This window comes from Paraburkholderia sp. 31.1, assembly GCF_014397645.1.
Lineage (GTDB): Bacteria > Pseudomonadota > Gammaproteobacteria > Burkholderiales > Burkholderiaceae > Paraburkholderia > Paraburkholderia tuberum.
The window spans coordinates 1-25499 of the sequence record NZ_VZQN01000066.1; the positions used below are offsets into that span (position 1 = coordinate 1).

25 protein-coding genes and 2 pseudogenes are annotated in these 25499 nt (G+C 63.3%); 13 read left to right on the forward strand and 14 right to left on the reverse strand.

Going from position 1 to position 25499, the window contains the following annotated elements:
• Positions 1 to 146: 146 nt before the first annotated feature.
• Both F6X37_RS32695 and xerD read left to right on the forward strand, forming a co-directional pair.
• The gene (locus tag F6X37_RS32695; RefSeq protein ID WP_090801634.1) at positions 147 to 617 is read left to right on the forward strand and encodes a methylated-DNA--[protein]-cysteine S-methyltransferase; all 471 of its coding nucleotides are present in this window, start codon (positions 147 to 149) and stop codon (positions 615 to 617) included.
• A complete protein-coding gene (gene xerD / locus F6X37_RS32700) occupies positions 614 to 1570 on the forward strand; it encodes a site-specific tyrosine recombinase XerD (protein ID WP_187614150.1) in 957 nt (318 codons plus the stop codon). Before F6X37_RS32695 ends, xerD begins: the two co-directional genes overlap by 4 nt.
• Positions 1571 to 1603: 33 nt before the next feature.
• Here the strand turns inward: xerD and F6X37_RS32705 are convergent, their stop codons facing one another.
• On the reverse strand, positions 1604 to 3166 hold the full coding sequence (locus tag F6X37_RS32705) for a class I adenylate-forming enzyme family protein (protein ID WP_187614151.1): 1563 nt from the start codon (positions 3164 to 3166) through the stop codon (positions 1604 to 1606).
• Between the two features lie 151 nt (positions 3167 to 3317).
• Between F6X37_RS32705 and ybaK the strand changes: the two genes are divergently transcribed.
• Positions 3318 to 3809 (forward strand): Cys-tRNA(Pro) deacylase, encoded by a 492-nt coding sequence (ybaK, locus tag F6X37_RS32710; RefSeq protein ID WP_090801630.1) that lies wholly within the window; start codon positions 3318 to 3320, stop codon positions 3807 to 3809.
• A 142-nt stretch (positions 3810 to 3951) separates the two neighbouring features.
• Positions 3952 to 4587, forward strand: coding sequence for a glycerol-3-phosphate 1-O-acyltransferase PlsY (gene plsY / locus F6X37_RS32715; protein WP_184023064.1), 636 nt, complete (start codon positions 3952 to 3954; stop codon positions 4585 to 4587).
• A gap of 93 nt (positions 4588 to 4680) precedes the next feature.
• Here the strand turns inward: plsY and F6X37_RS32720 are convergent, their stop codons facing one another.
• Positions 4681 to 5166 carry a YajQ family cyclic di-GMP-binding protein gene (locus tag F6X37_RS32720; protein WP_187614152.1) on the reverse strand — a complete coding sequence of 162 codons (486 nt, stop codon included), beginning with the start codon at positions 5164 to 5166 and terminating at the stop codon, positions 4681 to 4683.
• 283 nt (positions 5167 to 5449) lie between these two features.
• Between F6X37_RS32720 and murB the strand changes: the two genes are divergently transcribed.
• On the forward strand, positions 5450 to 6490 hold the full coding sequence (murB, locus tag F6X37_RS32725; RefSeq protein WP_187614153.1) for a UDP-N-acetylmuramate dehydrogenase: 1041 nt from the start codon (positions 5450 to 5452) through the stop codon (positions 6488 to 6490).
• 135 nt (positions 6491 to 6625) lie between these two features.
• On the opposite strand, the gene argF is transcribed toward murB, so the two are convergent.
• Positions 6626 to 7555: an ornithine carbamoyltransferase gene (argF, locus tag F6X37_RS32730; RefSeq protein WP_090801624.1), complete on the reverse strand. Its 930-nt coding sequence runs from the start codon at positions 7553 to 7555 to the stop codon at positions 6626 to 6628.
• 505 nt (positions 7556 to 8060) lie between these two features.
• On the opposite strand from argF, the gene F6X37_RS32735 reads away from it, so the two are divergent.
• Positions 8061 to 8408 (forward strand): DUF3579 domain-containing protein, encoded by a 348-nt coding sequence (locus tag F6X37_RS32735; protein WP_187614154.1) that lies wholly within the window; start codon positions 8061 to 8063, stop codon positions 8406 to 8408.
• Between the two features lie 149 nt (positions 8409 to 8557).
• Here F6X37_RS32735 and rpsT read toward each other — a convergent pair whose 3' ends face one another.
• A complete protein-coding gene (rpsT, locus tag F6X37_RS32740; RefSeq protein WP_027198671.1) occupies positions 8558 to 8836 on the reverse strand; it encodes a 30S ribosomal protein S20 in 279 nt (92 codons plus the stop codon).
• Positions 8837 to 9344: 508 nt separating this feature from the next.
• Here rpsT and murJ point away from each other — a divergent pair.
• Together murJ and F6X37_RS32750 are read left to right on the forward strand one after the other, a co-directional pair.
• A complete protein-coding gene (gene murJ, locus F6X37_RS32745; RefSeq protein ID WP_184023068.1) occupies positions 9345 to 10895 on the forward strand; it encodes a murein biosynthesis integral membrane protein MurJ in 1551 nt (516 codons plus the stop codon).
• A 5-nt stretch (positions 10896 to 10900) separates the two neighbouring features.
• Positions 10901 to 11743 carry a SirB1 family protein gene (locus F6X37_RS32750; protein ID WP_187614164.1) on the forward strand — a complete coding sequence of 281 codons (843 nt, stop codon included), beginning with the start codon at positions 10901 to 10903 and terminating at the stop codon, positions 11741 to 11743.
• 126 nt (positions 11744 to 11869) lie between these two features.
• Here the strand turns inward: F6X37_RS32750 and F6X37_RS32755 are convergent, their stop codons facing one another.
• The 5 genes from F6X37_RS32755 to lpxK form a co-directional block, all read right to left on the reverse strand.
• Positions 11870 to 12628 carry a 3-hydroxyacyl-CoA dehydrogenase gene (locus F6X37_RS32755; RefSeq protein WP_187614155.1) on the reverse strand — a complete coding sequence of 253 codons (759 nt, stop codon included), beginning with the start codon at positions 12626 to 12628 and terminating at the stop codon, positions 11870 to 11872.
• Positions 12629 to 12887: 259 nt separating this feature from the next.
• On the reverse strand, positions 12888 to 13553 hold the full coding sequence (gene adk / locus F6X37_RS32760) for an adenylate kinase (RefSeq protein WP_090801619.1): 666 nt from the start codon (positions 13551 to 13553) through the stop codon (positions 12888 to 12890).
• Positions 13554 to 13764: 211 nt separating this feature from the next.
• The gene (gene kdsB, locus F6X37_RS32765; RefSeq protein ID WP_090801617.1) at positions 13765 to 14559 is read right to left on the reverse strand and encodes a 3-deoxy-manno-octulosonate cytidylyltransferase; all 795 of its coding nucleotides are present in this window, start codon (positions 14557 to 14559) and stop codon (positions 13765 to 13767) included.
• Between the two features lie 208 nt (positions 14560 to 14767).
• Complete coding sequence (locus tag F6X37_RS32770) at positions 14768 to 14971, reverse strand: Trm112 family protein (protein ID WP_007180583.1); 204 nt, start codon at positions 14969 to 14971, stop codon at positions 14768 to 14770.
• A complete protein-coding gene (gene lpxK / locus F6X37_RS32775) occupies positions 14952 to 15968 on the reverse strand; it encodes a tetraacyldisaccharide 4'-kinase (protein ID WP_187614156.1) in 1017 nt (338 codons plus the stop codon). Before lpxK ends, F6X37_RS32770 begins: the two co-directional genes overlap by 20 nt.
• A gap of 549 nt (positions 15969 to 16517) precedes the next feature.
• Between lpxK and xseA the strand changes: the two genes are divergently transcribed.
• Complete coding sequence (gene xseA / locus F6X37_RS32780) at positions 16518 to 17897, forward strand: exodeoxyribonuclease VII large subunit (RefSeq protein WP_187614157.1); 1380 nt, start codon at positions 16518 to 16520, stop codon at positions 17895 to 17897.
• 227 nt (positions 17898 to 18124) lie between these two features.
• A complete protein-coding gene (gene sodB, locus F6X37_RS32785) occupies positions 18125 to 18703 on the forward strand; it encodes a superoxide dismutase [Fe] (RefSeq protein ID WP_013090345.1) in 579 nt (192 codons plus the stop codon).
• 634 nt (positions 18704 to 19337) lie between these two features.
• Here sodB and F6X37_RS32790 read toward each other — a convergent pair.
• From F6X37_RS32790 to F6X37_RS32805, 4 genes are all read right to left on the reverse strand, one after another.
• Positions 19338 to 20414 carry an AI-2E family transporter gene (locus F6X37_RS32790; RefSeq protein WP_187614158.1) on the reverse strand — a complete coding sequence of 359 codons (1077 nt, stop codon included), beginning with the start codon at positions 20412 to 20414 and terminating at the stop codon, positions 19338 to 19340.
• 168 nt (positions 20415 to 20582) lie between these two features.
• On the reverse strand, positions 20583 to 21452 hold the full coding sequence (htpX, locus tag F6X37_RS32795; RefSeq protein ID WP_187614159.1) for a protease HtpX: 870 nt from the start codon (positions 21450 to 21452) through the stop codon (positions 20583 to 20585).
• Between the two features lie 154 nt (positions 21453 to 21606).
• On the reverse strand, positions 21607 to 21948 hold the full coding sequence (locus F6X37_RS32800) for an HPF/RaiA family ribosome-associated protein (protein WP_187614160.1): 342 nt from the start codon (positions 21946 to 21948) through the stop codon (positions 21607 to 21609).
• A gap of 122 nt (positions 21949 to 22070) precedes the next feature.
• The gene (locus F6X37_RS32805) at positions 22071 to 22955 is read right to left on the reverse strand and encodes a LysR family transcriptional regulator (protein ID WP_187614161.1); all 885 of its coding nucleotides are present in this window, start codon (positions 22953 to 22955) and stop codon (positions 22071 to 22073) included.
• A 143-nt stretch (positions 22956 to 23098) separates the two neighbouring features.
• Between F6X37_RS32805 and F6X37_RS32810 the strand changes: the two genes are divergently transcribed.
• From F6X37_RS32810 to F6X37_RS32820, 3 genes and pseudogenes are all read left to right on the forward strand, one after another.
• Entirely contained in the window at positions 23099 to 23929 is an 831-nt protein-coding gene (locus F6X37_RS32810; RefSeq protein WP_187614162.1) for a TerC family protein, read from the forward strand.
• Positions 23930 to 24027: 98 nt separating this feature from the next.
• Positions 24028 to 24345, forward strand: coding sequence for a zf-TFIIB domain-containing protein (locus F6X37_RS32815; RefSeq protein ID WP_187614163.1), 318 nt, complete (start codon positions 24028 to 24030; stop codon positions 24343 to 24345).
• Positions 24346 to 24368: 23 nt separating this feature from the next.
• A pseudogene (locus F6X37_RS32820) lies at positions 24369 to 24704 on the forward strand (transposase); the annotation flags it as partial.
• Positions 24705 to 25384: 680 nt separating this feature from the next.
• On the opposite strand, the pseudogene F6X37_RS37330 reads toward F6X37_RS32820, so the two are convergent.
• Positions 25385 to 25499, reverse strand: a pseudogene (locus F6X37_RS37330) (LysR family transcriptional regulator); the annotation flags it as partial.

The window sequence follows — 25499 nt, forward strand, 5'->3', positions numbered from 1 at the left end:
CATCGAACCACGAATGCGCAAACGAAGACCGAAGTCCTACCCATGGCTGAAAGAGCCTCGTCACATCGCACGTGAGCGCGTCCAAAAATATGGGCACGCTCCACGGGCTTAAGTAAGTGCCATTCACCCTAGAGGAGCAGGCAATCATGTTCAACGCAGTGATCGATGCGCCGTTCGGCAAGATCGGCATCCGGCTCGAAGGCGAAGCCGTGCGCGAGATCGTCTATCTGCCCGACTCGACGCCCAACGTCGCGCCCGACACGCCGCTCGCACGCGAGGTGGCCGAACAGATCGAGCGTTATTTCGAGCACGCGTCAGCGAAGTTCGAGCTGCCGCTCGCCGAGTGCGGCACCGCGTTCCAGCGGCGCGTGTGGCAGGCGATCAGCGACATCCCGCCCGGCGTCGTGCTGACTTACGGACAACTCGCCAAGCAGCTCGGCAGCGTGCCGCGCGCGGTCGGCCAGGCGTGCGGCGCCAATTTCTTTCCGATCGTGATTCCGTGTCACCGCGTGGTGAGTTCGAGCGGCATCGGCGGCTTCGCGCATGATGGCGGCGACGGCTTCTTCCGCAACGTGAAGCGCTGGTTGCTCGCGCATGAAGGTGTGCCGTACGTATGAGCACGAGCACCACCACCGATACCGCTGTACACGTCGAAGACACGGCCGCCGCATCACCGCTGCTGCTGACCAGCTCCGCATCGATCGACGCCTTCTGCGACGCGCTGTGGCTCGAGCATGGCCTGTCGCGCAACACGCTCGACGCGTATCGCCGCGACTTGCGGCTCTTCTGCGAATGGCTCGCGCACGCGCGCAATGCTTCGCTCGACACCGCGAGCGAAGCCGACCTGAGCGCCTACAGCGCGGCGCGGCAAAAGGACAAGGCGACTTCGGCGAACCGCCGGCTGTCGGTGTTTCGCCGCTATTACGCGTGGGCGGTGCGCGAGCATCGCGCGGCCGCCGATCCGACCTTGCGCATCCGCTCGGCGAAGCAGCCGCCGCGATTTCCGTCGACGTTGAGCGAGGTCCAGGTCGAAGCGTTGCTCGGCGCACCCGACATCGACACGCCGCTCGGCTTGCGCGATCGCACGATGCTCGAGTTGATGTATGCGAGCGGATTGCGCGTGACCGAACTGGTCACGCTGAAAACCGTCGAGGTGGGACTCAACGAAGGCGTCGTGCGCGTCACTGGCAAGGGCTCGAAGGAGCGGCTGGTTCCGTTCGGCGAAGAGGCGCACGCGTGGATCGAGCGCTATCTGCGCGAGGCGCGCCCGGCGCTCCTCGGCCCGCGCGCGGCCGATGCGCTATTCGTGACGACACGCGCGGAAGGCATGACGCGCCAGCAGTTCTGGAACATCATCAAGCGACACGCGCAGGCCGCGGGCGTCCATGCGCCGTTGTCGCCGCACACGCTGCGGCACGCGTTCGCGACCCATCTGCTCAATCACGGCGCGGATCTGCGCGTCGTGCAATTGCTGCTCGGTCACACCGATATTTCGACGACGCAGATCTACACGCACGTCGCGCGAGAGCGGCTGAAATCGCTGCATGCGCAGCATCATCCGCGCGGGTGAGCACTACGTGAAGCGCGCGGGTGCCCGCGCGCTTCACACGAACTCGCGTAACCGGTGCTTGAGGATCTTGCCGGTCGATGCGGCCGGCAGCGCCGCGAGCACCTTCAGCTCGGCTGGCCGCTTATACGGCGCGAGCCGCTCGCCGCACCACGCGATCAACTCGGCGGGCGTGACCGTCGCGCCGGAAACCAGCTCGACGAACGCGATCACCTCCTCGTTGCCCTCGACCGCGCGTCCGATCACCGCCGACTGCACGACCTGCGGATGCGCGTTCAGCACGTGCTCGACCTCGGCCGGATACACGTTGAAGCCCGAGCGGATGATCAGCTCCTTGCTGCGCCCGACGATATGCAACGCGCCGTCCGCGGCCTGCCGCGCGAGGTCGCCGGTCTTCAGCCAGCCATCCTCGGTGACGGTCGCGCGGGTCTGCTCGGGGTTGCGGTAATAGCCGAGCATCACGTTCGGCCCGCGCACCCATAGCTCGCCGATCTCGCCCGGCGCGGCTTCGACGCCGTCGAGCCCGACGAACTTCACTTCGACGCCTGGAATGACTTCGCCGACCGAGCAATCGGCGCGCGGCGCGTCGACCATCGTCTGCGACACGGTCGGGCTGCTTTCGGTCATGCCGTAGCCGTTGTGCAGCGGCAGACCGTACACGGATTCGACCTGCGCCTTCAGCGCGGCGTCGAGCGGCGAGCCGCCCGAGTACGCGAAGCGCAGTCGCGGCGCGGACCATGCGTGGCCGTGCGTGTGCAGATGTTCGAGCAGCTTCGCGTGCATCGCCGGCACGCCCTGGAAGATCGAGACGTGCTCGGCGGCGAGGGCGAGGCGCACCGCTTCCGGCACGAAGCGCGGCGCGAGCCGCAACGTCGCGCCCGCATGCAGGCTACCGAGGCACATCGACGCAAAGCCGTACACATGCGAGATCGGCAGCACCGCATAGACGACGTCGTCGGGCCCGACCTGGCGCAGCCGGCTCGACACGGCCGCGATGTACAGCAGATTGCGATGCGACAGCATCACGCCTTTCGGCGTGCCGGTGGTGCCGGTCGTGTAGATCAGCGCCGCGCATTGGCGGTCGCTGGCGGCTTCGACGGCTTCGGCTTGCACGCTGCTGTCCACCGCATACGACCATGCGCCGATGTCCGGCGACAGCGTGGGTGCGTGCGTCGCTCGATGCCGCTCAGCATGCTGGCGTGCGTCGGGCGAGCTTTCGAGCGCATACGCGACGACGCGCGGTTGCGCATGCGCGCGGATCGAATCGAGTTCGGCGGCCGACAGTCGGGCGTTCGACACGAGCGCCCACGCATCGAGCTTCGCGGTCGCGAACAGCAGGACGATTTGCGCGATGCTGTTCTCCGCGACGATCATCACGCGATCGCCGCCGCGCACGCCCCAGTCGCGCAGTAGCGCGGCGGCCGCATCGACGGCCTCGCGCAGTTGCGCGTTGGTCAGGCGGCGCGCATCTTCGATCAACGCGACATGCCGCGGATCGCGTGCGGCGGCGAGCGCCGGAATGTCGCCGATGCGCGCGGGCAGGGCGGCGAGCAGCGCGGGGATATCGATCGTGGAACGGATGGATGAAGCCTGCTTCAACACTGTCTCCTCTTTACCAATTCGTGGCCCTGCGCGCAGTATCTCGCACCGCGCCGGCATATTTTCGAACGATCGTGCCACAAGTGTCGAACCCGCACAATTGGCCATCCGGCAAATAGCCGTTGTGCAAACTCGCCATTACAATGCGCCGATGAGCAAATCCAGACATGTGTCGGAAACACCCGCCACGCAGCTGCTGCGCCGTCACGGCGTCACGTTCGGCGAGCATCCTTACGACTACGTCGAGCATGGCGGCACCGCGGAATCGTCGTGCCAGCTCGGCGTCGACGAGCATCACGTCGTGAAGACGCTGGTGATGGAAGACGAGCACGCGAAGCCGTTGATCGTGCTGATGCACGGCGATCGCACCGTCAGCACCAAGAACCTCGCGCGGCAGATCGGCGCGAAGCGCGTCGAGCCGTGCAAGCCCGAGGTCGCGAACCGGCATTCGGGTTATCTGATCGGCGGCACGTCGCCGTTCGGCACGCGCAAGCAGATGCCGGTGTATGTCGAGTCGACCATTCTCGAGATGGACAAAATCTGGTTGAACGGCGGGCGGCGCGGCTTTCTCGTCAGCATCGAGCCGAAGGTGCTCACCGATCTGCTCGCGGCAAAGCCGGTGCAATGCGCGAGCGTGGACTGACGCCGATGAGCGGGTTGACGTTTGCCTGAATGTTTTTCGCGCGCACGCGTTCGGTAAAATGTGCGCCGCCCTGATTCGACGGGCATGCCCTGTTGCGGTTGGGGTATCGAATGTCAGACCGCGATCCTTATAAGAGTCCCAGATGCAAAACCTGATCGTCGCTGTCGTTGCCTATCTGATCGGTTCGTTGTCGTTTGCCGTGATCGTGAGCGCCGCGATGGGTCTCGACGACCCGCGCTCGTACGGCTCGGGCAACCCGGGCGCCACCAACGTGCTGCGCAGCGGCAGCAAGAAGGCCGCGATTCTGACGCTGATCGGCGACGCCTTCAAGGGCTGGCTGCCGGTATGGCTGGTCGTGCACTTCGGCGCGCGTTACGGGCTCGACGAGCGCGCGATCGCGATTGCGTCGCTTGCGGTGTTTCTCGGTCACCTGTATCCGATTTTCTTCCGCTTCAAGGGCGGCAAAGGCGTCGCGACCGCCGCGGGCGTGCTGCTCGCGATCAACCCGACGCTCGGCGTCGCGACCTTGCTAACCTGGCTGATCGTCGCGTTCTTTACGCGCTACTCGTCGCTCGCGGCGCTGTGCTCGGCGCTGTTCGCGCCGCTGTTCTACGTGTTTCTGTTCGGGCCGCGCATCGTCGCGCTCGCGGTTCTGGTGATGAGCCTGCTGCTCGTGTGGCGGCATCGCGGCAATATTGCGAAGCTGATGCGCGGGCAGGAGAGCCGTATCGGCGACAAAAAGAAGGCAGCCGGTCCGGCGGCGGGCAACGATCTTTGAAGTGGGCTGAGCGCTTCGCCCGGCCCGATGGCCCGATGCGAAGCGCTTCCGGGTCCGCGGGAGGCTCGTTGCAAGCCAGGCGCGCCGTGCCGCTTAGTCGCGGAAGTTGTTGAAGTCGAGCGGCGTGTCGGTCACGTCCTTGCGCAACAGCGCGATCACGCTTTGCAGATCATCGCGCTTCGCACCGGTGATGCGCACCGCATCGCCCTGAATGCTCGCCTGCACCTTGATCTTGCTGTCCTTCACCAGACGCACGATTTTCTTCGACAGATCGCCCGAGACGCCCTTCTTGATCTTGATGACCTGCTTGACCTTGTCGCCGCCGATCTTCTCGATCTTGCCGTAGTCGAGGAAGCGCACGTCGACGTTGCGCTTGGCCATTTTCGACAGCAGCACGTCCTTCACCTGGCCGAGCTTGAAGTCGTCGTCGGCGTACGCGGTGATTTCGTTTTCCTTGTGTTCGACGCGCGCGTCGGACCCCTTGAAGTCGAAACGCGTCGAAATTTCCTTGTTGGACTGCTCGATCGCGTTCTTGACTTCGATCATGTTCGCTTCGCAGACGACGTCAAACGATGGCATTGCTTTCTCCCAATAGTGCGGCAGTGCGCGACACAGCCGGTCGGCTGAGCGCGAGGCACTCGCTATAATCACGGACCGGACGTCATTTTACCGACGCCGCTCTCTTTTGCCCAAGGCCGCCGCGCGGCGTCGCGACGGCGGGCGATCCCGCGTCGGGCGGCGCCGCTCGTGTCGTCAGGCGCGTCATTGGTGGTTTTTGTCGTTTCCTGTTGCTTCCCGTCGTTGCCCTGTTGCCATTCCGATGTCCCAATCCGCTCTTGCCGCTCCCGCTGTCGCGTCCCTCATGGCCGGCTATCCGCTGAAGGTCCACAACACGTTCGGCTTCGACGTGCGCGCGCAGTTCGCGTGCCTGATCGAGCGTGAGGAACAGTTGCTCGCTGCGGTGCGCGATCCGCGCGTCGAGGGCCTGCCGCGCCTCGTGCTGGGCGGTGGCAGCAACGTCATGCTGACCGGCGACTTCGCCGGGCTCGTGCTGCTGGTGGCGCTGCGCGGGCGCCGCGTGGTGCGCGAGGATCAGGATGCGTGGTATGTCGAGGCGGCTGGCGGCGAGCCGTGGCACGAGTTCGTCGCGTGGACGTTGGCGCAGGGCATGCCCGGCCTCGAGAATCTCGCGCTGATACCTGGCACGGTCGGCGCGGCGCCAATCCAGAACATCGGCGCGTACGGGCTCGAAATGTGCGAACGCTTCGCGTCGCTGCGGGCGATCGAGCTCGTGACCGGCGAGGCCGTCGAACTCGATGGCGATGCGTGCCGGTTCGGCTATCGCGACAGCCTTTTCAAGCGGGAAGGGCGCGAGCGCTTCGTGATTGCGTCGGTGACGTTCCGTTTGCCGAAGGCGTGGCAGCCGCGCGCGGGCTACGCGGATCTCGCGCGCGAGCTGGCGGCGCGCGGTCATGCGGCGAGCGCTGGCCAAGCCGAGGGTGCGGCCACGCAGCCGACCGCGCAAGCCATTTTCGATGCGGTCGTCGCCGTGCGGCGTGCGAAGCTGCCCGATCCGCTCGAACTGGGCAACGCGGGGAGCTTCTTCAAGAATCCGGTAATCGATGCCGCCCAGTTCGAGGCGCTGAAGCGTCGCGAGCCGGAAGTCGTGTCGTATGTGCAAGCGGATGGGCGGGTGAAGCTGGCGGCCGGCTGGCTGATCGACCGATGCGGCTGGAAGGGCCGCGCGATGGGCGCGGCGGCCGTGCATGAGCGACAGGCGCTGGTGCTGGTGAATCGCGGTGGCGCGAGCGGCACGGAAGTGTTGGCGCTGGCACGGGCGATCCAGCACGACGTGTTCGAGCGATTCGGCGTGGAACTGGAGGCGGAGCCAGTTTGCCTGTGAGCGGCAGTTCTCTCTTTTCGCGCTGAGTTGCCCCGCGGAGCGTCGCCGCCGACGAATGCAAAAGGCGCCGGGAGTTTCCTCCCGGCGCCTTTTTTGTGCCCGCGGTTCCGGCGCGTGTATGGACCAGCGGCTCGCTCAGTGATTGAGCTTGCCGAGCAGCAGGTATTCCATCAACGCCTTCTGCACGTGCAGACGGTTTTCCGCCTCATCCCACACGACGCTCTGCGGTCCGTCGATCACTTCCGCGCTGACTTCTTCGCCGCGATGCGCGGGCAGGCAGTGCATGAAGAGCGCGTCGGGATTCGCGCGCGCCATCATGTCGGCGTCGACGCACCAGTCTGCGAAGGCCTTCTTGCGCGCTTCGTTCTCGGCCTCGAAGCCCATGCTGGTCCACACGTCGGTGGTGACGAGATCGGCGCCGGTGCAGGCTTCGTTCGGGTCGTCGAATTCCTCGTAGAACGACGCGCTTTGCGCCGCGACGAGCGCGCGGTCGAGCTTGTAGCCGGGCGGCGTGGACAGGCGCAGCCTGAACCCGAGAATCTGCGCGGCTTCGATCCACGTGTACAGCATGTTATTCGCGTCGCCGACCCACGCGACCGTCTTGTCGCGAATTGGACCGCGATGCTCGAAGTACGTGAAGATGTCTGCGAGCACCTGACACGGGTGGTATTCGTTCGTGAGCCCGTTGATCACCGGCACGCGCGAATTCTCGGCGAAGCGCTGGATGATGTCCTGGCCGAACGTGCGGATCATGATGATGTCGACCATGCGCGAGATGACCTGCGCGGCGTCTTCGATCGGCTCGCCGCGGCCGAGCTGCGTGTCGCGCGTGCTCATGAACACGGCGTGGCCGCCCAGCTGGAAGATGCCGGCTTCGAACGACAGGCGCGTGCGTGTCGAATTCTTTTCGAAGATCATCGCCAGCGTGCGGTCATGCAGCGGGTGATAGGTCTCGTAGTTCTTGAATTTGCGTTTCAGGATGCGCGCGCGCTCCAGCACGTACTCGTAGTCTTCCAGCGAGAAGTCCTTGAACTGCAGGTAGTGGCGAATTTTCTTGGCGGTCATGAAACAAATACGGCGGTCTCACCCGGCAGGGTTGCCGGACTGCGCCGCCGTCGGTATGGTGGTAACTCCATGCAGCATAAAGGATTTCGCCTCGTTTGACGAGTCGGCGGGAGGGCGCCGAAAGCGATTCGAAAGCGTCATATCGCGCTTCGCGGGGTCATCGGAAGGCGCTTGTGTGCGCTGCGGAAAAGGGCCCGCTGCGCTATAATCTGCGGGTTATCCCAAAGCCCAGCAGGCCGGCGTTTCGCATGAAGAAACGCGGCTCGCGCGGCGCGGAAAGCCTGTCACGGCGTGGCCGTCATGACAGACGCCAGAGCGGTTCAGCCGGTTCGCCGCAGCGGTTCTCGTGGTGCGGTTCGTCATTGTTGCGTTAGCGCCAGATCCCACGCACGTCGCAGGTGGCTGCAAGCGCTTGCCGTACATGCCGCCTGCGGTGAGTTCGAGCGTACAACTGGCGTCGCCGGTTGGTCGTCATTCCGCTGGGCAGTCACACAGGTATTTCTACATGGCCGAAGCAGCTCCAATCGAATATTTCATTCAGGGCATTACGTCGACCGGAAAAAAATTTCGGCCGAGCGACTGGTCGGAGCGGCTCGCGGGCGTCATGTCGTCGTTCGGGCCCGGCGTGAGGAAGGGGCCGAACGCCTATATGCAGTACTCGCTGTACGTGCGGCCGACCATGATCGGCGACCTCAAATGCGTGATTCTCGATTCGCGGCTGCGCGACATCGAACCAATGGCCTTCGATTTCGTTATGAACTTCGCGAAAGACAACGACCTGCTGGTCACCGAGGCGTGTGAGCTGGAACTCGAGCATGCGTCTGCGCCGCAAGCCAAACGGCACGTCATCTGATGTAAGTCGACCGGATCGGCAAAAGCAAAAACCCGCAAGCAGCGGGTTTTTTTGTGGCTGGCAATTCAACCGAAACAAAAAAGCCCGCCAAAGCGGGCTTCTTGTGCAGCGGAAACAGGAGGTAGCCCGCCGAAGCGGGCCGACCGGAATTACTGCGCTGCGGGCGCTTGCAGACCCTTGACGGCTGCAGCGAGGCGGCTCTTGTTGCGAGCTGCCTTGTTCTTGTGAACGATGTTCTTGTCGGCGATGATGTCGATGGTCTTCGACGATGCCTTGAAGATTTCGGCGGCCTTAGCGTGATCGCCTGCGTCGATTGCCTTGCGGACAGCCTTGATAGCCGTGCGGAACTTCGAGCGCAGTGCCGAGTTGTGCGAGTTTGCCTTCGCGGCCTGGCGGGCGCGCTTGCGTGCTTGTGCGGAGTTAGCCATGACGGTTCCTTATCCTGTTCCTGTTTCCAGTACCCGGCCTTCAATGATGAGGCGAGGTGCTGCTTCTCGATCCGAACCCTTGGAAGCGATTGCCCAAGGGCGCAAAAGTGTCGAAAAAATCGATCGAACTACGCGAAGGCGGGCTCGTGTTTCAAGGCATCCGGATGTATTGACAGGCGGCGCTGCGCCAACCTGAGAACCGCGTCCGAAGACCATTCGAAAACTGAGCAAGCTTCGAAACCGACGATTATAGCAACAAAATCAGGCACGTGACAACGGAAAACACGCGCCGGCGCCACAATGACCGGAGCGGCGTCATGTCGGCGCGTATGTGCTGGCCCTCCTGCGAGGGCGCCGATGGAAGGCGGGGGCGCTGCCGGGAAGACCGCAGAAAACACAAAAAATCGCGCTTTCCAGCCGATCGCGGCGAACGTCCGCGTGGCAAATCGGTCCGAATCGCGTTCTGGCTCGTCGCCCGCATTGGCGGGACCCGTATAATAAGCGCCCCATGAATCTATTACGAGCCCTGCTGACGGTCAGCGGCTTCACGCTGCTTTCGCGCGTGACCGGACTGGCCCGTGAAACGTTGATCGCCCGTGCGTTCGGCGCCAGTCAATACACCGACGCTTTCTACGTCGCCTTTCGCATTCCGAACCTGCTGCGTCGCATTTCCGCCGAAGGAGCGTTCTCGCAGGCCTTCGTGCCGATCCTCGCGGAGTTCAAGAACCAGCAAGGCCACGACGCCACCAAGGCGCTCGTCGACGCGACCTCGACCGTGCTCGCGTGGGCGCTCGCCGTGCTGTCAGTGATCGGCGTGGTCGGCGCGTCGGGCGTCGTGTTCGTCGTCGCGTCGGGCCTCGCGCACGAGGGCCACGCGTACCAGCTTGCGGTCGCGATGACGCGCATCATGTTCCCATACATCATTTTCATCTCGCTGACGTCGCTGGCGTCGGGCGTGCTGAATACGTACAAGAACTTTTCGTTGCCCGCGTTCGCGCCCGTGCTGTTGAACGTCGCGTTCATCGTCTCCGCCGTATTCCTCGCGCCGCGCCTGCAAACGCCGGTCTATGCGCTCGCCTGGGCAGTGATCGTCGGCGGCGTGCTGCAATTCGTCGTGCAGCTACCGGGCCTCAAGAAGATCGACATGGTGCCGCTCATCGGCCTGAACCCGCTGCGCGCGCTCGCGCATCGCGGCGTAAAGCGGGTGCTCGCGAAGATGGTGCCGGCGATGTTCGCGGTGTCGGTCGCGCAGATCAGCCTGATCATCAACACCAACATCGCGTCGCACATCGGCCCCGGCGCGGTGTCGTGGATCAACTACGCCGACCGGCTGATGGAGTTTCCGACCGCGCTGCTCGGCGTCGCGCTGGGCACGATCCTGCTGCCGAGCCTGTCGAAGGCGCACGTCGATGCCGACTCGCATGAGTATTCGTCGCTGCTCGACTGGGGACTGCGCGTCACGTTCCTGCTCGCCGCGCCGAGCGCGATCGCGCTGTTCTTTTTCGCCCAGCCGCTGACAGCGGTGCTGTTCAACTACGGCAAGTTCGACGGCAATGCGGTCGTGATGGTGAGCCGCGCGCTCGCCGCCTACGGAGTCGGCCTGATCGGCCTGATCCTGATCAAGATCCTCGCGCCGGGCTTTTACGCGAAGCAGGACATCAAGACGCCAGTGAAGATCGGCATCGGCGTGCTGGTCGTCACGCAGTTGAGCAACTACGTGTTCGTGCCGGTGTTCGCGCATGCGGGTCTCACGCTGAGCGTCGGGCTCGGCGCTTGCGTCAATGCGTTGCTGCTATTCATTGGTCTGCGCAAACGTGGCATTTATATGCCGTCGAGCGGCTGGCTCAAGTTTTTCGTGCAGTTGCTCGGGGCGTGCCTCGTGCTCGCCGGCGTGATGCGCTGGCTCGCGATCAGCTTCGACTGGATCGGCATGCATACCCAGCCGGTCAGCCGCATGGTGTTGCTCGGTGCGTGTCTCGTGCTGTTCGCCGCGCTGTATTTCGGTATGCTTTGGCTGATGGGCTTCAAGTACGCGTATTTCAGAAGGCGAGTGAAGTGATCACCATGTCGCGGGTTCTCGATTATTTCAGTACGCTCGTCGCCGAAGACGAGAGCCTGCCGCTGACCGAGACGGCGCTCTCGATCGCGCAGGATGCCTATCCCGACCTCGATCTGCAGTCGGTGCTCGCCGAGATCGACGAGCTGGTGCTGCGGCTGCGGCGCCGCATGCCCGACGATGCCGACATCCGTCAGAAGGTTGGCATCCTCAACCGTTTCTTTTTCCGCGAACTCGGTTTCGCGAGCAACCTGAACGATTACTACGACCCCGACAACAGCCATCTGAACGTCGTACTCAAACGTCGCCGCGGCATTCCGATTTCGCTCGCGGTGCTCTATCTGGAGATGGCCGGGCAATTCGGCGTTCCGGTGCGTGGGGTGTCGTTTCCAGGCCACTTCCTGCTGCGCGTGACGATGCCCGACGGCGACGTGATGCTCGATCCGACCACCGGTCATTCGCTGTCCGAAGCGCAGATGGTCGAGATGCTCGAGCCGTACGTCGCGTCGGCTGGCGATTCGGTCGGGCGCGCGCTACGCATGCTGCTGCAACCGGCCACGCATCGCGAGATCGTCGCGCGGATGTTGCGCAACCTGAAGGCGATCTATCTGCAGACCGAGCGTTGGCAACGTCTGCTCGCGGTGCAGCAACGGCTCGTCATTCTGCTGCCGGACAATATCGAGGAAGTGCGGGATCGCGGTTTCGCGTATGCGCGGCTCGATTATCTGCGGCCCGCGCTCGAGGACCTCGAAAGCTATCTCGGCGATCGCCCCGATGCGGAAGATGCCACCGTGGTCGAGTCGCAGTTGCATGAATTGCGGCAGCGCACGCGGCATGATGGCGGCGAATAGCGACGCGCGTTTTCACGCTGCATAAAACACAAACGCCTGCACATGTCGCACATGCACAGGCGTTTTTTATCGCCGTATGCAGGCCTTGGCCTAGCATCGGCGACCAGGTCGATCGCTAAGCGATCCTCACTTCGGCTGCATGCGGATCGCGCCGTCCAGCCGGATCACCTCGCCGTTCAGCATCGGATTGTCGAAGATCTGCTTGGCGAGCATCGCGTATTCGGCCGGTTTGCCGAGGCGCGGCGGGAACGGCACCATCGCACCGAGCGCGTCCTGCACTTCCTGCGGCATGCCGAGCAGCATCGGCGTTTCGAAGAGGCCGGGGGCGATCGTCATCACGCGGATCGCGTTGCGCGACAGGTCTCGCGCGATCGGCAGCGTCATACCGACCACGCCAGCCTTCGAGGCGGAGTAGGCCGCCTGGCCGATCTGGCCGTCGAACGCGGCGACCGATGCGGTGTTGATGATCACGCCGCGCTCGCCGTTGGCGTTCGGCTCGTTCTTCGACATTTGCACCGCGGCGAGCCGGATCATGTTGAACGTGCCGATCAGATTGATCGAGATCGTGCGCGTGAACAGATCGAGCGAATGGGGGCCATCCTTGCCGACGGTCTTCGCGGCCGGCGCGACGCCCGCGCAGTTGACGAGACCGCGCAGCGTACCGAGCTTCGTCGCGGCTTCGACGGCCTGTTGCGCGTCCTCTTCCCGGCTCACGTCGCATTTGACGAAAGCGCCGCCGAGTTCCTTTGTGAGCGCCTCGCCCGCGTCCAGATTCAGGTCGGCGAGGACGACTTTGCCGCCGTTCTCGGCGAGCAGGCGCGCGGTGGCAGCGCCGAGCCCTGATGCGCCGCCGGTGATCAGGAACACGTTGTCACGAATTTCCATGTCTTCTCCTTTACTACGGTTGTTCAGTGCGGCCTCGAGCGAAGCATTTTTCGACGACGATCGATTGTAGCGGCTGTGCTGCGCTGCGGAAAGCGAAGCGGGCGGCGGCATGCAAGCGCTATGGAAACCTAACTGGTTCCGCTGGGCGTTCCCCACCGCTTGCCGCTTTTGGTTTGCGCACCAAGCCAAATAAAAAACCCGCCCAACGTGGGCGGGTTTTGGTCAACGAAAACAGCGGTAATGTTTGGACCAAGCCGGCTTACTTCAGCGCGTCGAACGCGCGGGCGCGAATTTCATCGACGCTGCCGAGGCCCGAAATGCGGCGATATTGGGGCGCCTTCACCGAGCTCGACGTATCGCCGTTCTTCGCCCAGCCGTTGTAGTACTCGATCAGCGGCTTGGTTTGCGATTCGTACACTTCCAGACGCTTCTTGACCGTTTCTTCCTTGTCGTCGTCGCGCTGGATCAGCGGCTCGCCGGTCACGTCGTCGATGCCCTCGACCTTCGGCGGATTGAACGTCACGTGATAGGTGCGGCCCGACGCGGGGTGCGAGCGACGGCCGCTCATGCGCACGATGATCTCGTCGAACGGCACGTCGATTTCGAGCACGTAGTCGATCGCGACACCGGCCTGCTTCATTGCTTCGGCTTGCGGAATCGTGCGCGGGAAGCCGTCGAACAGATAGCCGTTCGCGCAGTCCGGCTGCTGCAGACGTTCCTTCACGAGGTTGATGATCAGCTCATCCGTGACGAGTTCGCCGGCGTCCATGAAGCGCTTTGCTTCGAGGCCGAGCGGCGTGCCGGCCTTGACGGCCGCGCGCAGCATGTCGCCGGTCGAAATTTGCGGGATGCCGAACTTTTCCTTGATGAAGTTGGCCTGAGTGCCTTTGCCGGCACCCGGTGCACCCAACAGGATCAAACGCATGGATATCTCCAGATCTATGTGAATTCTTTGTTGACGCGGCATGCTTCCCGGCGATTCTCGCAGGTTGCGCATCGGCTACCGTTGGCTACCTCGCGCTGCACGTCGAATACGACGGCGCTGCAAGATCCGCACGGCGCGACCGGGATAACCCGAGTGTCGCCTGCGCTGGGAGGCGCGCATAACCGTTCGATTATGCCACGGCTTCCCGCGCTCAAGACCCGAATAAGGCCCGTACGCGCGCGAGATCGGCGGGGGTATCGACCCCCGCCAACGGTACGTCTTGCGTGACGAGGACCGCGATGCGCTCGCCATGCCACATCGCGCGCAGTTGTTCGAGCGCTTCGACCTGCTCGATCGGCGAGATCGCGAGGCTCGGGTACGTGCGCAGAAATTTCGCGCGATACGCGTACAGGCCGATGTGCCGGTATACGACGGCGGGCGCGGCCGGCGTCGGCATCGACGCGACGTTGGGCCAGTGCGGTTGCCATGCGTCGCGCGCCCACGGGATTGGCGCGCGCGAGAAATACAGCGCGACGCCGCGCGCATCGGGCACGACCTTGACGACGTTCGGATTGAAAATTTCGGCGGGATCGGTGATCGGATGCGCGGCCGTCGCGATCGCGCAGTCGCTCGTCGTTGCCAGATGCGCGGCGACGCCGCGCACGAGCGCCGGGTCGATCAGCGGCTCGTCGCCCTGCACGTTGACGACGATCGTGTCGTCGCTCCAGCCGAAACGCGTCGCCACTTCCGCGAGACGGTCGGTGCCCGACGGATGGTCGGCGCGCGTGAGTACCGCGTCGAAGCCGTGGTCTCGCGCCGCGTCGAGCACTTCCTGCGCGTCCGACGCGACCAGCACCTGTTGCGCGCCCGATTCGCGCGCGCGCTGCGCGACGCGCACGACCATCGGTTTGCCGCCGATGTCCGCGAGCGGCTTGTTGGGCAGACGCGTCGACGCGAGGCGGGCCGGCACGACGGCGATAAACGGATGAGGGGTGGTGTGGATCATCGGATCAGGAACGGGCGGCGATCAGGCCGGAGGAAGAGGCTGCGCGCGCGACGCTCACGCAGAGTCGGAGATGAGCCGGAGCGGCGAAAACGGCTGTGGATCGATATGGGAGCGCATGCGGGGAGGGGGCGGTGGCATCGATGAAGTCTGCCTTGACCCGCGCGCGAGCGAGACGTCGCGGCGCCTCGCGCTGCAGTGGCGCTGCGGGTCAGGCGACCGAGCCGGGATTCAGATCGACCGGCGTGCCTTCGACGGTCTGCCTCGCTTCGTCGACGAGCATCACGGGAATGCCGTCGCGGATCGGATAGGCGAGCTTGTCCGCGTTGCAGATCAGTTCCTGCGCGGCGCGGTCGTAGCTGAGCGGGCCCTTGCAGATCGGGCAGACGAGGATTTCAAGCAGGCGAGCGTCCACGGACTTTCTCCACAACTAATGCAGTGAGGCGGTGATCAAGCGCGGCTTCGACCGGGACTACCCAGATGCGCGCGTCGTGCCAGGCCCCCAATTTTACCGCATCCTTTTCCGTAATCAGGATCGCGTCGGCGTCGACGTCGGTGAACGGATTGCGCTCGAACGCGTAGTGGTCGGGCAGCGCGCGCGTCGTGGGCGCGAGGCCGGCCGCGCGCACTGTCGCGAAAAAGCGTTCCGGCGCGCCGATGCCGGCCGCGGCCAGCACGCGTTGACCGGCGAATTGCGCAAGCGGGCGGCGCAGTGCGGGATTGTCGAGATGCCACGCGTCGGCAGGGGCGAGCTGCAGTGCGAACGTGTTCGGCCACGCGGGCAGCGTGCGCGCATACGGATCGTTGATCAGCGTCGCGTCACGGCGGCGCGACAGCGGCTCGCGCAGCGGCCCGGCCGGTAGCAGGAAACCGTTGCCGCCGAGCCGGTGATCGAACACGACGAGTTCGACATCGCGCGCGAGGCGATAGTGCTGCAAGCCGTCGTCGCTGACGATCACGTCGACGTCGCGATGCGCGGCGCACAACGCCTGCGCGGCGGCGACGCGGTCCGGACAGACCCACACGGGTGCGCCGGTGCGGCGCGCGATCAGCAACGGCTCGTCTCCGCCGACCCGTGCCGACGAACCGGGCGTGACCCGGGTCGGCGTGCTCACGCGCGCGCCGTAGCCGCGCGACACGATGCCGGGCGTTAAGCCCGCGGCGCGCAACGCTTCGACGAGCGCGATGACGGTCGGCGTCTTGCCGGTGCCCCCGACCGTCACGTTGCCGACCACCACCACCGGCACGCCGACGCGCACCGATTTGAGCCAGCTAAGCGAAAACGCGGCGCGGCGCGCGGCCGCGACTGCGCCGAACACGCAGGCGAGCGGCGTCAGCGCCCAGGCGAGCGGTCCACGTTGCTGCCATTCGCGCGAGAGGCGCGCTCCGAGACGGTCGCTGAGTTCGCTCATGGGCGGGTTGCGAGCACGGACTGCGCGCCGTGCGCACTACGCGGGGTCAACATCAACGCGGTTCTCCGGGCAATCGAATGCGAATACGGGTCGAAAAATGAGGTGCGAGCGGCGCGGCGAAAGGGCCCGCGCCCAGTGGCCTCGGGCCGGGCAAGCTCTCCGCCGCGCTGCGCGATCGACATGTCGTCGAACCCGGCACTGTAGCGCGCGGGCGTCCCGCCCGGCAAGTCGCGTAAGGTCCAACGCACGCCGCTCCACGCTATGTGCGGTTGCCCACAGTCTGTGGATAACTTTGTGGAGAACCTGCCGTCCGATCGTCCCGAAGGGCCATTCCGTGCGCTTTGGATCGTAGTACTCGCTCGCTATCGAGATGCAAACGCCATATAAATCAAGGCTCTGCCAGGAATTTATTGACGTTGGCGGGCGTTCTGGCGGAATTCGTCAGGCGGTTCCCGCCATGTGGACACTTTTAACAATCCTGCGATTCCGGCTGGACGCCGCTCTTCGCTCGGTCTATCGTCTGTCCGGCCAGCGCTATTTATTCCTTGCATGAACCCCGAAAATCCTTTTGCTTCTGCGGCCGCACCTGGCGGTGAGGTCGTCGTTCCCGTCTCCGCGCTCAATCGCGCGATCGGCACGATGCTCGAACGCTCGTTTCCACTCGTTTGGGTCGCGGGTGAAGTGTCGAACTTCACGCGCGCCGCGAGCGGCCATTGGTACTTCTCGATCAAGGACGCGCAGGCGCAGATGCGCTGCGTGATGTTCCGCGGTCGAGCTCAGTACGCCGAATTCATGCCGCGCGAAGGCGATCGCATCGAAGTGCGCGCCCTCGTCACGATGTACGAGCCGCGCGGCGAACTGCAGCTAAATGTCGAAGCGGTGCGCCGCACCGGCCAGGGGCGTCTGTACGAAGCGTTTCTGCGGTTGAAGGCACAACTCGAGGCCGAGGGGCTGTTCGCCGCCGAGCGCAAGCGCGCGCTGCCGACGCATCCGCGCGCGATCGGTATCGTCACGTCGTTGCAGGCGGCCGCATTGCGCGATGTGCTGACGACGCTGTCGCGTCGCGCGCCGCATATTCCGGTGATCGTTTATCCGGCGCCGGTGCAGGGCGCGGGCGTCAGCGCGAAGCTCGCGGCGATGATCGAGGCGGCTGGCGCGCGCCGCGAGGTCGACGTGCTGATCGTGTGTCGCGGCGGCGGCTCGATCGAAGATCTGTGGGCGTTCAACGAAGAAGTGCTCGCGCGCGCGATTGCGGAAAGCGTCATACCCGTGGTGAGCGGCGTCGGTCACGAGACCGATTTCACGATTGCCGATTTCGCCGCCGACGTACGTGCACCGACGCCGACCGGTGCCGCCGAACTCGTCAGTCCGCAGCGCGTCATGCTGCTGCGCGAACTTGATCATCGGCACGCGACGCTCGCGCGCGCGTTCGGCCGCATGATGGAGCGGCGCGCGCAGCAGCTCGACTGGCTGGCGCGCCGGCTCGTGTCGCCCGCCGAGCGGCTCGCTCGGCAGCGCACGCATCTGCAGCAGTTGCGCGTTCGGCTCGCGTCGGCGGGCGCCCGGCCGGTGCGCGACGCTCGTGCGCGATTTTCGTTGCTGCAGATGCGCTGGCAACGCTGGCGTCCGGATCTCGCGGCCGAGCGCACGCGCGTCAACGTGTTGGCGCAGCGTCTGAATGCGGCGCTATCGCGCCGGCATGAACGACAGGTCGCGCGCATCGACATGCTCAGCGCGCGACTCGAAGTGCTGAGTCCACAGCGCACGCTCGAGCGCGGTTATGCGGCCGTGCTCGATGCGCAAAGCGGTCGGGCGATTCGCACGCCATCGTCGCTGAAACCTGGACGTCGTCTGACGATGCATCTCGCCGAAGGCTCGGCCGATGTCGCGCTCGCCGACGTGCAGGCGCGTCTGACCGACGGTTTCTGACGTTTCGCCGGTGGGCGCGTGACGCCCTGTTTACTGTCTTCCGACTGTCTTCCGACGAGCCGGGCACGCGCCATGCGCGCCCTTCTCATGGGCCTTGCGCACGGCGTGTTCGACATGCCGGACATAAAGGCCGTTGGTTTGCGGGGTTATTCCAACTCGCCTACAATCGAGTGCTCGATAGCGTCATCCGCAGACTCCCCACAACAGATACAGAGAAGGAAAGCACCATGGAACATACGCTCCCGCCGCTGCCGTTTGCGAAAAACGCGCTCGCTCCGCACATGTCGGAAGAGACGCTCGAGTTTCACTATGGCAAGCATCACCAGACCTATGTGACCAACCTGAACAATCTGATCAAGGGCACCGAGTTCGAGAACCTGTCGCTGGAAGAGATCGTCAAGAAGTCGTCGGGCGGTATCTTCAACAATTCGGCTCAGGTGTGGAATCACACGTTCTTCTGGAACAGCCTGTCGCCGCAAGGTGGCGGCGCACCGACCGGCGCGCTGGCTGACGCCATCAACGCGAAGTGGGGTTCGTTCGACAAGTTCAAGGAAGAGTTTGCGAAGACCGCGGTCGGCACGTTCGGCTCGGGCTGGGCATGGCTCGTGAAGAAGGCTGATGGTTCGCTCGACCTCGTGTCGACGAGCAACGCCGCCACGCCGCTCACCACCGACGCGAAGGCTCTGCTGACGATCGACGTGTGGGAGCACGCTTACTACATCGACTATCGCAATGCGCGTCCGAAGTTCGTCGAGGCGTACTGGAACATCGTCAACTGGGACTTCGCAGCGAAAAACTTCGCTTGAGATTGCTGTAGCGTGACAATATAGTTTGGAAAGTGCAATAAAGATTGGAAAATCCGAACCAGGTGCCGCAATAAAGTTTGGAAACGGTAGTAAAAATGAAAGCCCTCTGACATGAGGGCTTTCTGCTTTCTGGGCAAAACCATCCGTTGACGCTCGGTGCCCGGTTCATAAATGTTGTAGCAACGCGATCCGCCCCAATATCAGGCAGGCCGACGACAATTTGAATAGCTGGCTCAAGCGCAACCCGCTTGCGCTCAGCGTGTAAAGACCGACGCCGTCGCCGGCGTATAGGATTCGCCGCGTCCAATCGGGGTCACGGCAGCCGGCCGGCCGCAGTTCGGCCATAGCCGACATTGGGGCACGCTGACTGCTACGTCAGCAAATTGATGCATTGCCGACGATGGGGGCAACGAGCACTCCAATCGCATGAGCGAACTCAGGCTCCCGACCAACTGCTGGTGGCGCCTTAACGGCGGGCGTCCCGTCCGATCTCCGTATTCGTATAACAAGCAGTCTTAATCGGGAAATTACTGCCATTCGGAGCACTCGTCGTTACGCGAGCGTTACCCTAGCCGCGTTGCCCAAGCCGTGAGTGACTGCAGCAAGCAGTTGATTACTTCAGCAGTGCGTTGGGCTAGCCTTGTGCTCCAGTGCCCACGGTTGCCTGTTCCTCCAGCCACCCACGCCACACTGCCATCAGGACCGCCAGGATGACGGGACCTACAAACAGTCCTACCAGGCCGAAGGCCGCAAGCCCGCCCAGCACACCGAACACGACCAGAAGAAACGGTATCCGGGTAGCGCTGCTGATCACGAGCGGACGAATCAGGTTGTCCACCCAGCTAACGACCAGTGCGCCCCAGAGTAAAAGACCGACCCCGGCTATCGTTTTTCCTGTGACGAGGAGCCATACACCGATCGATCCCCATACGAACGGCGTGCCAAAGGGTATCAACGCGATCAGCACCGTAAACGCAGCCAGCAACACCGGCGCCTGCATCCCGGCCACCCAGTAACCCAAGCCGGCAAGCGCGCCCTGCGCCACTGCCGTCAGCACGAGCCCGTAGACGACCGCCTTGGTCGTTCCGCCGATAGAAGCGAGATAGGCGTCCAGGCGATCGCCCAGAAAACGCCGTAGTATGCGGCGCACTTGATCCAACGCGCTTTCGCCGTCCCGGTATATAAAAAACAGCGTCAGCAAGGCAAAGCCCAATTTCGTCGCATTGCGACCCACGCCGCCGACTAACTGGCCGACCTCCCCGGTCCACTGCCTGCCCCACTCAGCGATTTGCGCGCGCAAAGCCATCGGATCGGCCGATACCTGATTCAGTAGATCCTGCAGCCACAGCCCGAGCCACGGGACGCGCGCAATCAACTCCGGCAGTTTGTGCGGCCCATTGGCGAGGTAGCTGGCGACGGTCTGGTAGGCCGCGGTCAGTTCGTCACGCAGCAGCACGATCAGCCAGATTGACGGCAGAATGAACGCCACCGAGAGAATGATCGTCATCAGCATCGCGCTGCCGGTGGCGTTCCCGCGCATAAGCGAGCGCAAGCGGCGATAAGCGGGCCAGGTCACGTAGGCAAAGATGGTGGCCCAGGCCACTGGCACCAGGAACAGGTGCAGCACTACGTAGCTCAGCACTACGAGCCCGCCAAGAAGAGATGCAAGGATGATGCGCTTGACCAGGGACATCTGATAGCTCTCGTCCATGAACGCCTTCCCTTTAGATACGCTGAGAATTTGCGGGCGCGCCGGTGCTTCCGCGCGCCGTGGCACCTGGTCGTTACAGGAAGCCCCATACCGGCCCGCGCCTGAGCACCCCTTGTCTAAACGTCGACGTCCCATGTTGGAATGCCGCGCGCAGCCCTGCTTTACTGACTACCCGCTGCTTTGCAGCACAGCAATGCGCCTGTCGATCGGTGGGTGCGTGGAGAAGAGCCCGAGCCACCTTGGCTTGTCGGTAATGCCGGATGCCTTGAAGGATTGCGGAAGTTCGCCGGGTGCAAGTCCACCCAGGCGGGCCAGCGCATTGATCATCGGTTGCGGAGAAGCCAGCAGTTGCGCAGAGCCCGCATCAGCGCGGAACTCGCGCCGGCGCGAGAAGTACGCGACGATCACCGAAGCGAGAATGCCGAAAATAATCTCGCAAACAATAACGGTAATGTAGAACCCGGGACCGACACCGCGTTCGGTACGAAACAAGGTCTTGTCCACGAAGTACCCGACCACACGGGCCAAGAAAATCACGAAGGTATTCACCACGCCCTGAATGAGCGTCAAGGTGACCATGTCGCCGTTGCTCACGTGCGAAATCTCATGGGCAAGGACAGCCTCCACTTCCTCCGTGTTCATCGATTGCAGCAATCCGGTGGAGACAGCCACCAGGGCTGAATTCTTGAAAGCCCCTGTGGCGAACGCATTCGGCGCGCCTTCAAAAATTGCGACTTCCGGCATACGAATGCGAGCACGCTGCGCGAGCTCCCGCACAGTGTCGATCAGCCATTGCTCAGTCGAATCGCGCGGCGAATCGATGACACGCGCCCCGGTCGCCCATTTCGCCATCGGTTTGGAGATAAGCAGCGAAATGATGGAACCGGCGAAGCCGATCACCAGCGAGAACACGAACAGCGCATTGAAGTCGAGCCCGCTCCCGGTCAGGAAGCGGCCGACGCCCAACACGTTCATTACTAACGAAAGCACCAGCACCACCGCGAGGTTGGTGGCGAGGAACAGCAAAATTCTTTTCATTCACAAGTCTCCTGTGGAAACTGGCTGAATGACTGCGGTGACATAGAACCCTCAGCTCTCCTTTGACACCGGATAACCGAAAGGTTTATGTAATGTTCTATTTCAGCACAAGACGTTTGCTATCTGTCTTCATAGGAATTCGCGCGTACCTTGTTCATCGCCCGTAAGCGGCATCAAAATCACGGGGACCCCGAGTCGCAATGCGCGCCTGCTGCCTGCGGATGATCGAACGCGCCGCGCGGGCCAGCGCGAGATCGAGTGCGCCGCGCCAGTCTCTTGCGATCGACGTCACGACGACAGGCGTCGCATCGGGCGTCTGCACCTGCACCTGGCAGCGTTTGTCGAGTCCGCCGCGCGGGCCGTTGATGTCCGACATGCTGACGGTCGCCTTCGAAATCAGCCAGTCCATGCGGCGAAACACGAACCGGATGCGTTGGCGCGCGAAGCTGCGCAGACGGACGGCTTCACGGTCGCGGGACTTGAACAGGACTTGCATGAGACACCTCCTTCGTGGGTACGGCTCAAGAGTACGGTGAGGAGGCGTCGAGGAAAAAGCAGAAATAACGGAAATGCAGCTTCGGAAAAACCGAACCTTCTTTTTCGTGATCACGAACGCGCTCACGCATGCGCCGCACTCAGCACCTTTTGCGTCAAAGGATGATGCCGCCCGCGCCGCGACACGATTGCGTGTATTTCCTCCTTCACTTCCGGCGAGCGGCCGAGCCAGCGCAAGCCGCGATGCACGGGATCGTTGCGCTCGGCGCCGAACGCCGCGAGCGGAAACACGCCCATGCCGCGCGACGCGAACAGCGCCATCAACGCGCTGTCCTCGAACTCGCCCGCGACGCGTGGCCGGATGCCTTCCGCTTCGAACCAGCGGTCGAGGCGCGAACGCAGCGACGAGTGCCCCGTCGGCAGCAGCACCGGCAGCGACGCGAGGCATTGCGGAAAATGATCGACATGCGTTTTTCGCACCACGGCGGCCGGCCCGTACCAGTCGATCGGCGAAGCGATCAGGCGCTCGCTGGATAGACGCAGATTCGAGTTGTGCGGCGCGGGCTGGCTGGACAGCACGAGATCCAGATGGTGATGCGCCAGTTCCGCCAGCAGGTCTTCCGCTTCGCCTTCGTGGCAGAGCAGCCGTAGCGAAGGCGTGTCCAGCACGCCCGCAAGAATGGCATGGACGGCCAGCTTCGAAATGCCATCCGTCAAGCCGACCGCGAAGCGCGCGACGGTCCCGCTGGCCGCTTCGCGCACTTCGTCGTGCAACGCGCGCCCGATCTGGAAGATTTCCTCCGCTCGCGCATACGCCGCCTGTCCCGCTTCCGTCATCGCGACGCCGCGTCCGGCGGGCTTCAGCAGTTGATGTCCGAGCGATTTTTCCAGTTCGCGCACCTGCGCGCTGATGGTTTGCACCGCCATGTCGAGCCGTTCGGCGGCGCGCGCAAACCCGCCTTCCTTCACGACGACCCAGAAATAGTGCAAGTGCCGGTAGTTGAGCATGTGTGGCCTCACTTCGAAAAAACCGAACCAACCGTCAGCTTATCACTGGTTTTTTCGAATACGGCGCCAGGCGATCATGCTTTCCACAGGCTGTGACCCAGTAATCAGCCGTTTTCTTCTCAACCGGAGAACGACGCTCGCAAATGGAATCCTTACTGACCCTGGCCGCCGATCCCGCTGCATGGGCTGCACTCGTGACGCTCGTCGTGATGGAGATCGTGCTTGGCATCGACAACCTGATCTTCATTTCGATTCTGAGCAACAAGCTCCCCGAAGCGAAACGCGCGCGCACGCAGCGTATCGGCATCATGCTGGCGATGCTGATGCGGCTCGGCCTGCTGGGCACCGTCGCGTGGATCGCGCGTCTCACCGAGCCTGTGTTTTCCGTGTTCGATCACGCGTTTTCGTGGCGCGACCTGATCCTGCTCGTGGGCGGTCTGTTCCTTGTGTGGAAGGCCACGCGTGAAATGCACCATCACGTGAGCCGTGACGCCGAGGCGCACACGACTCCTGCGATGGGCGTCGGCGGCCTGACGGTGACGGCTGCCATCGGCCAGATCCTGCTGCTCGACCTCGTGTTTTCCGTCGACAGCATCCTCACCGCGGTCGGCATGACGGATCACCTGCCCATCATGTTCATTGCAGTGATCGCTGCTGTCACGGCGATGTTGTTCGCGGCTCGCCCGCTGTCGAAGTTCATCGAGCGCAATCCGACCATCGTCACGCTTGCGCTGAGCTTCCTGCTGGTGATCGCGATGACGCTGATTGCCGAAGGTTTTGGTTCGCACGTGCCGAAGGGCTACATCTACACGGCCATGGCGTTCGCAGTCTTCGTCGAAGGCATGAACATGATGGCGCGGCGCAGAAAGGACAAGCGCGAGCACGAGGCGGCAGTTTTGGAAGCGGAGCGTGAAGCCGGCTCCGAAGCAAGGTCTGAAAAGACGCAGACCAGGGGTTCGGCTTTCTCGAACTGAACGAAGCGGACTGAAGCGGACTGACAGAAGTATCGGGGCGGTTGAACGCCGCCCCGACCGGCAGCACAAAGGTTGAACGTTAAGAAAGGAGCAACGCAATGAAGTGCCCCGTTTGCAAGACCCCCGATCTGCTGATGACCGAGCGTCAGAACATCGAGATCGACTATTGCCCGACATGCCGTGGCGTATGGCTCGATCGCGGCGAGCTGGACAAGCTGCTGACCCAGATGCAGGACACGCCCGAACCGGACAACAGAAGCAATCAGGTCGAGCGCGACGCGCGCTACGGCGACCGCGACGGCCACCATGACCAGCAGTGGGGACGGCGCAAGGATTCTTATCACGGCGATCAGCGCAAGCATTACGATCCGCGCCGCAAGAAGAAGTCACTGTTCGATATGTTCGACTTTGACTGACCTGCATGCATCCTGCGCTCTAACTGTTCTGGCGGGCATTCCACAACCGGCGTGAAGTCGGTGCGTGCTTTGGCCTCGTACCACAGCCATACGACAGTGGCGGGAGCCGCACAGATCAGGGCATCAGCAAGCAGGGCAATCGACGGGTGCGTGCCCTGCTCATCGAGATGGAGTGGTCCTCCTGGCTGCGGTACCAGCCCGACAGTGTGCTGACACGGTGGTTCTTCCAGCGAACGCAGGGCGTCCCACCGAATCGCCGCGCCCGACGTATCGCCATCGTCGCGGTGGCGCGGCGTCTCGCAATTGCGTTGTGGCGCTATCTGAAGGACGGGGTGATACCCGAGGGGGCGCAGCTGAAGTCAGTGATCCGCAAAGGCGTTCCGACAACATCACCATGGAAAGCGCGGGACACGAAGTATGGGCGGTTTGAAGTGAACATGCCCGTGGGGTGCCCGGGTTACTCACGTAACCGATTCTTGAGATGGGGCGTGCTCCCGAAAAGAAATTCCGGCGCAACGCGCAACAGATGAGGCTAGCTAGCCGCCAGCGGATGGAAGGTGGTGACTGCGACACGAAGTTGCTTGCAGGAGCTGTTCCCGCTTCAACTTGAGGGAACCGCCCGTGTCACCGGGCGCGTCTAGGAGTCTGAATAAAGAGCGACTCTGACAACGTAACGAAGCATCGCAAGATGCGGGGTATCAATCGCGAGAGGCGTACCCTTCACATCGGAAACGGCCATAGCCTTCATCTGCCCGGCCGTTTGATCAGGCGAGCCGTCGGCCGCAAACTTTGGATAGATCGCGTATGGACGTCGACTCGATATAAAACGCATGCGTGCTTCTCGCGGACATTAGCAATCTGTTCATCGCTCTAATGGAATAGCGATAGTAGCTATTGTCATCATCGAATTGAACACGCGTGCGTTCGCATCGAGACCTTCGAGGTGATCGCCGCGTTCCTGCTACGTAAGGGGCCGCAACCGCGCTCAAACCAGGGTGTTGCCGGCATCGCGAGGTCATCCTACACAGAAACGGCCCCGCTAAACGTTGAACAGTTCGCTACGCGCCGCGTCCATGATCATCGCGACAGCCGGGTGGCTGATGTGGCGCTCGATAGAGATTGCGAAAAATTCCTCGACGATCGAATTGATCTGC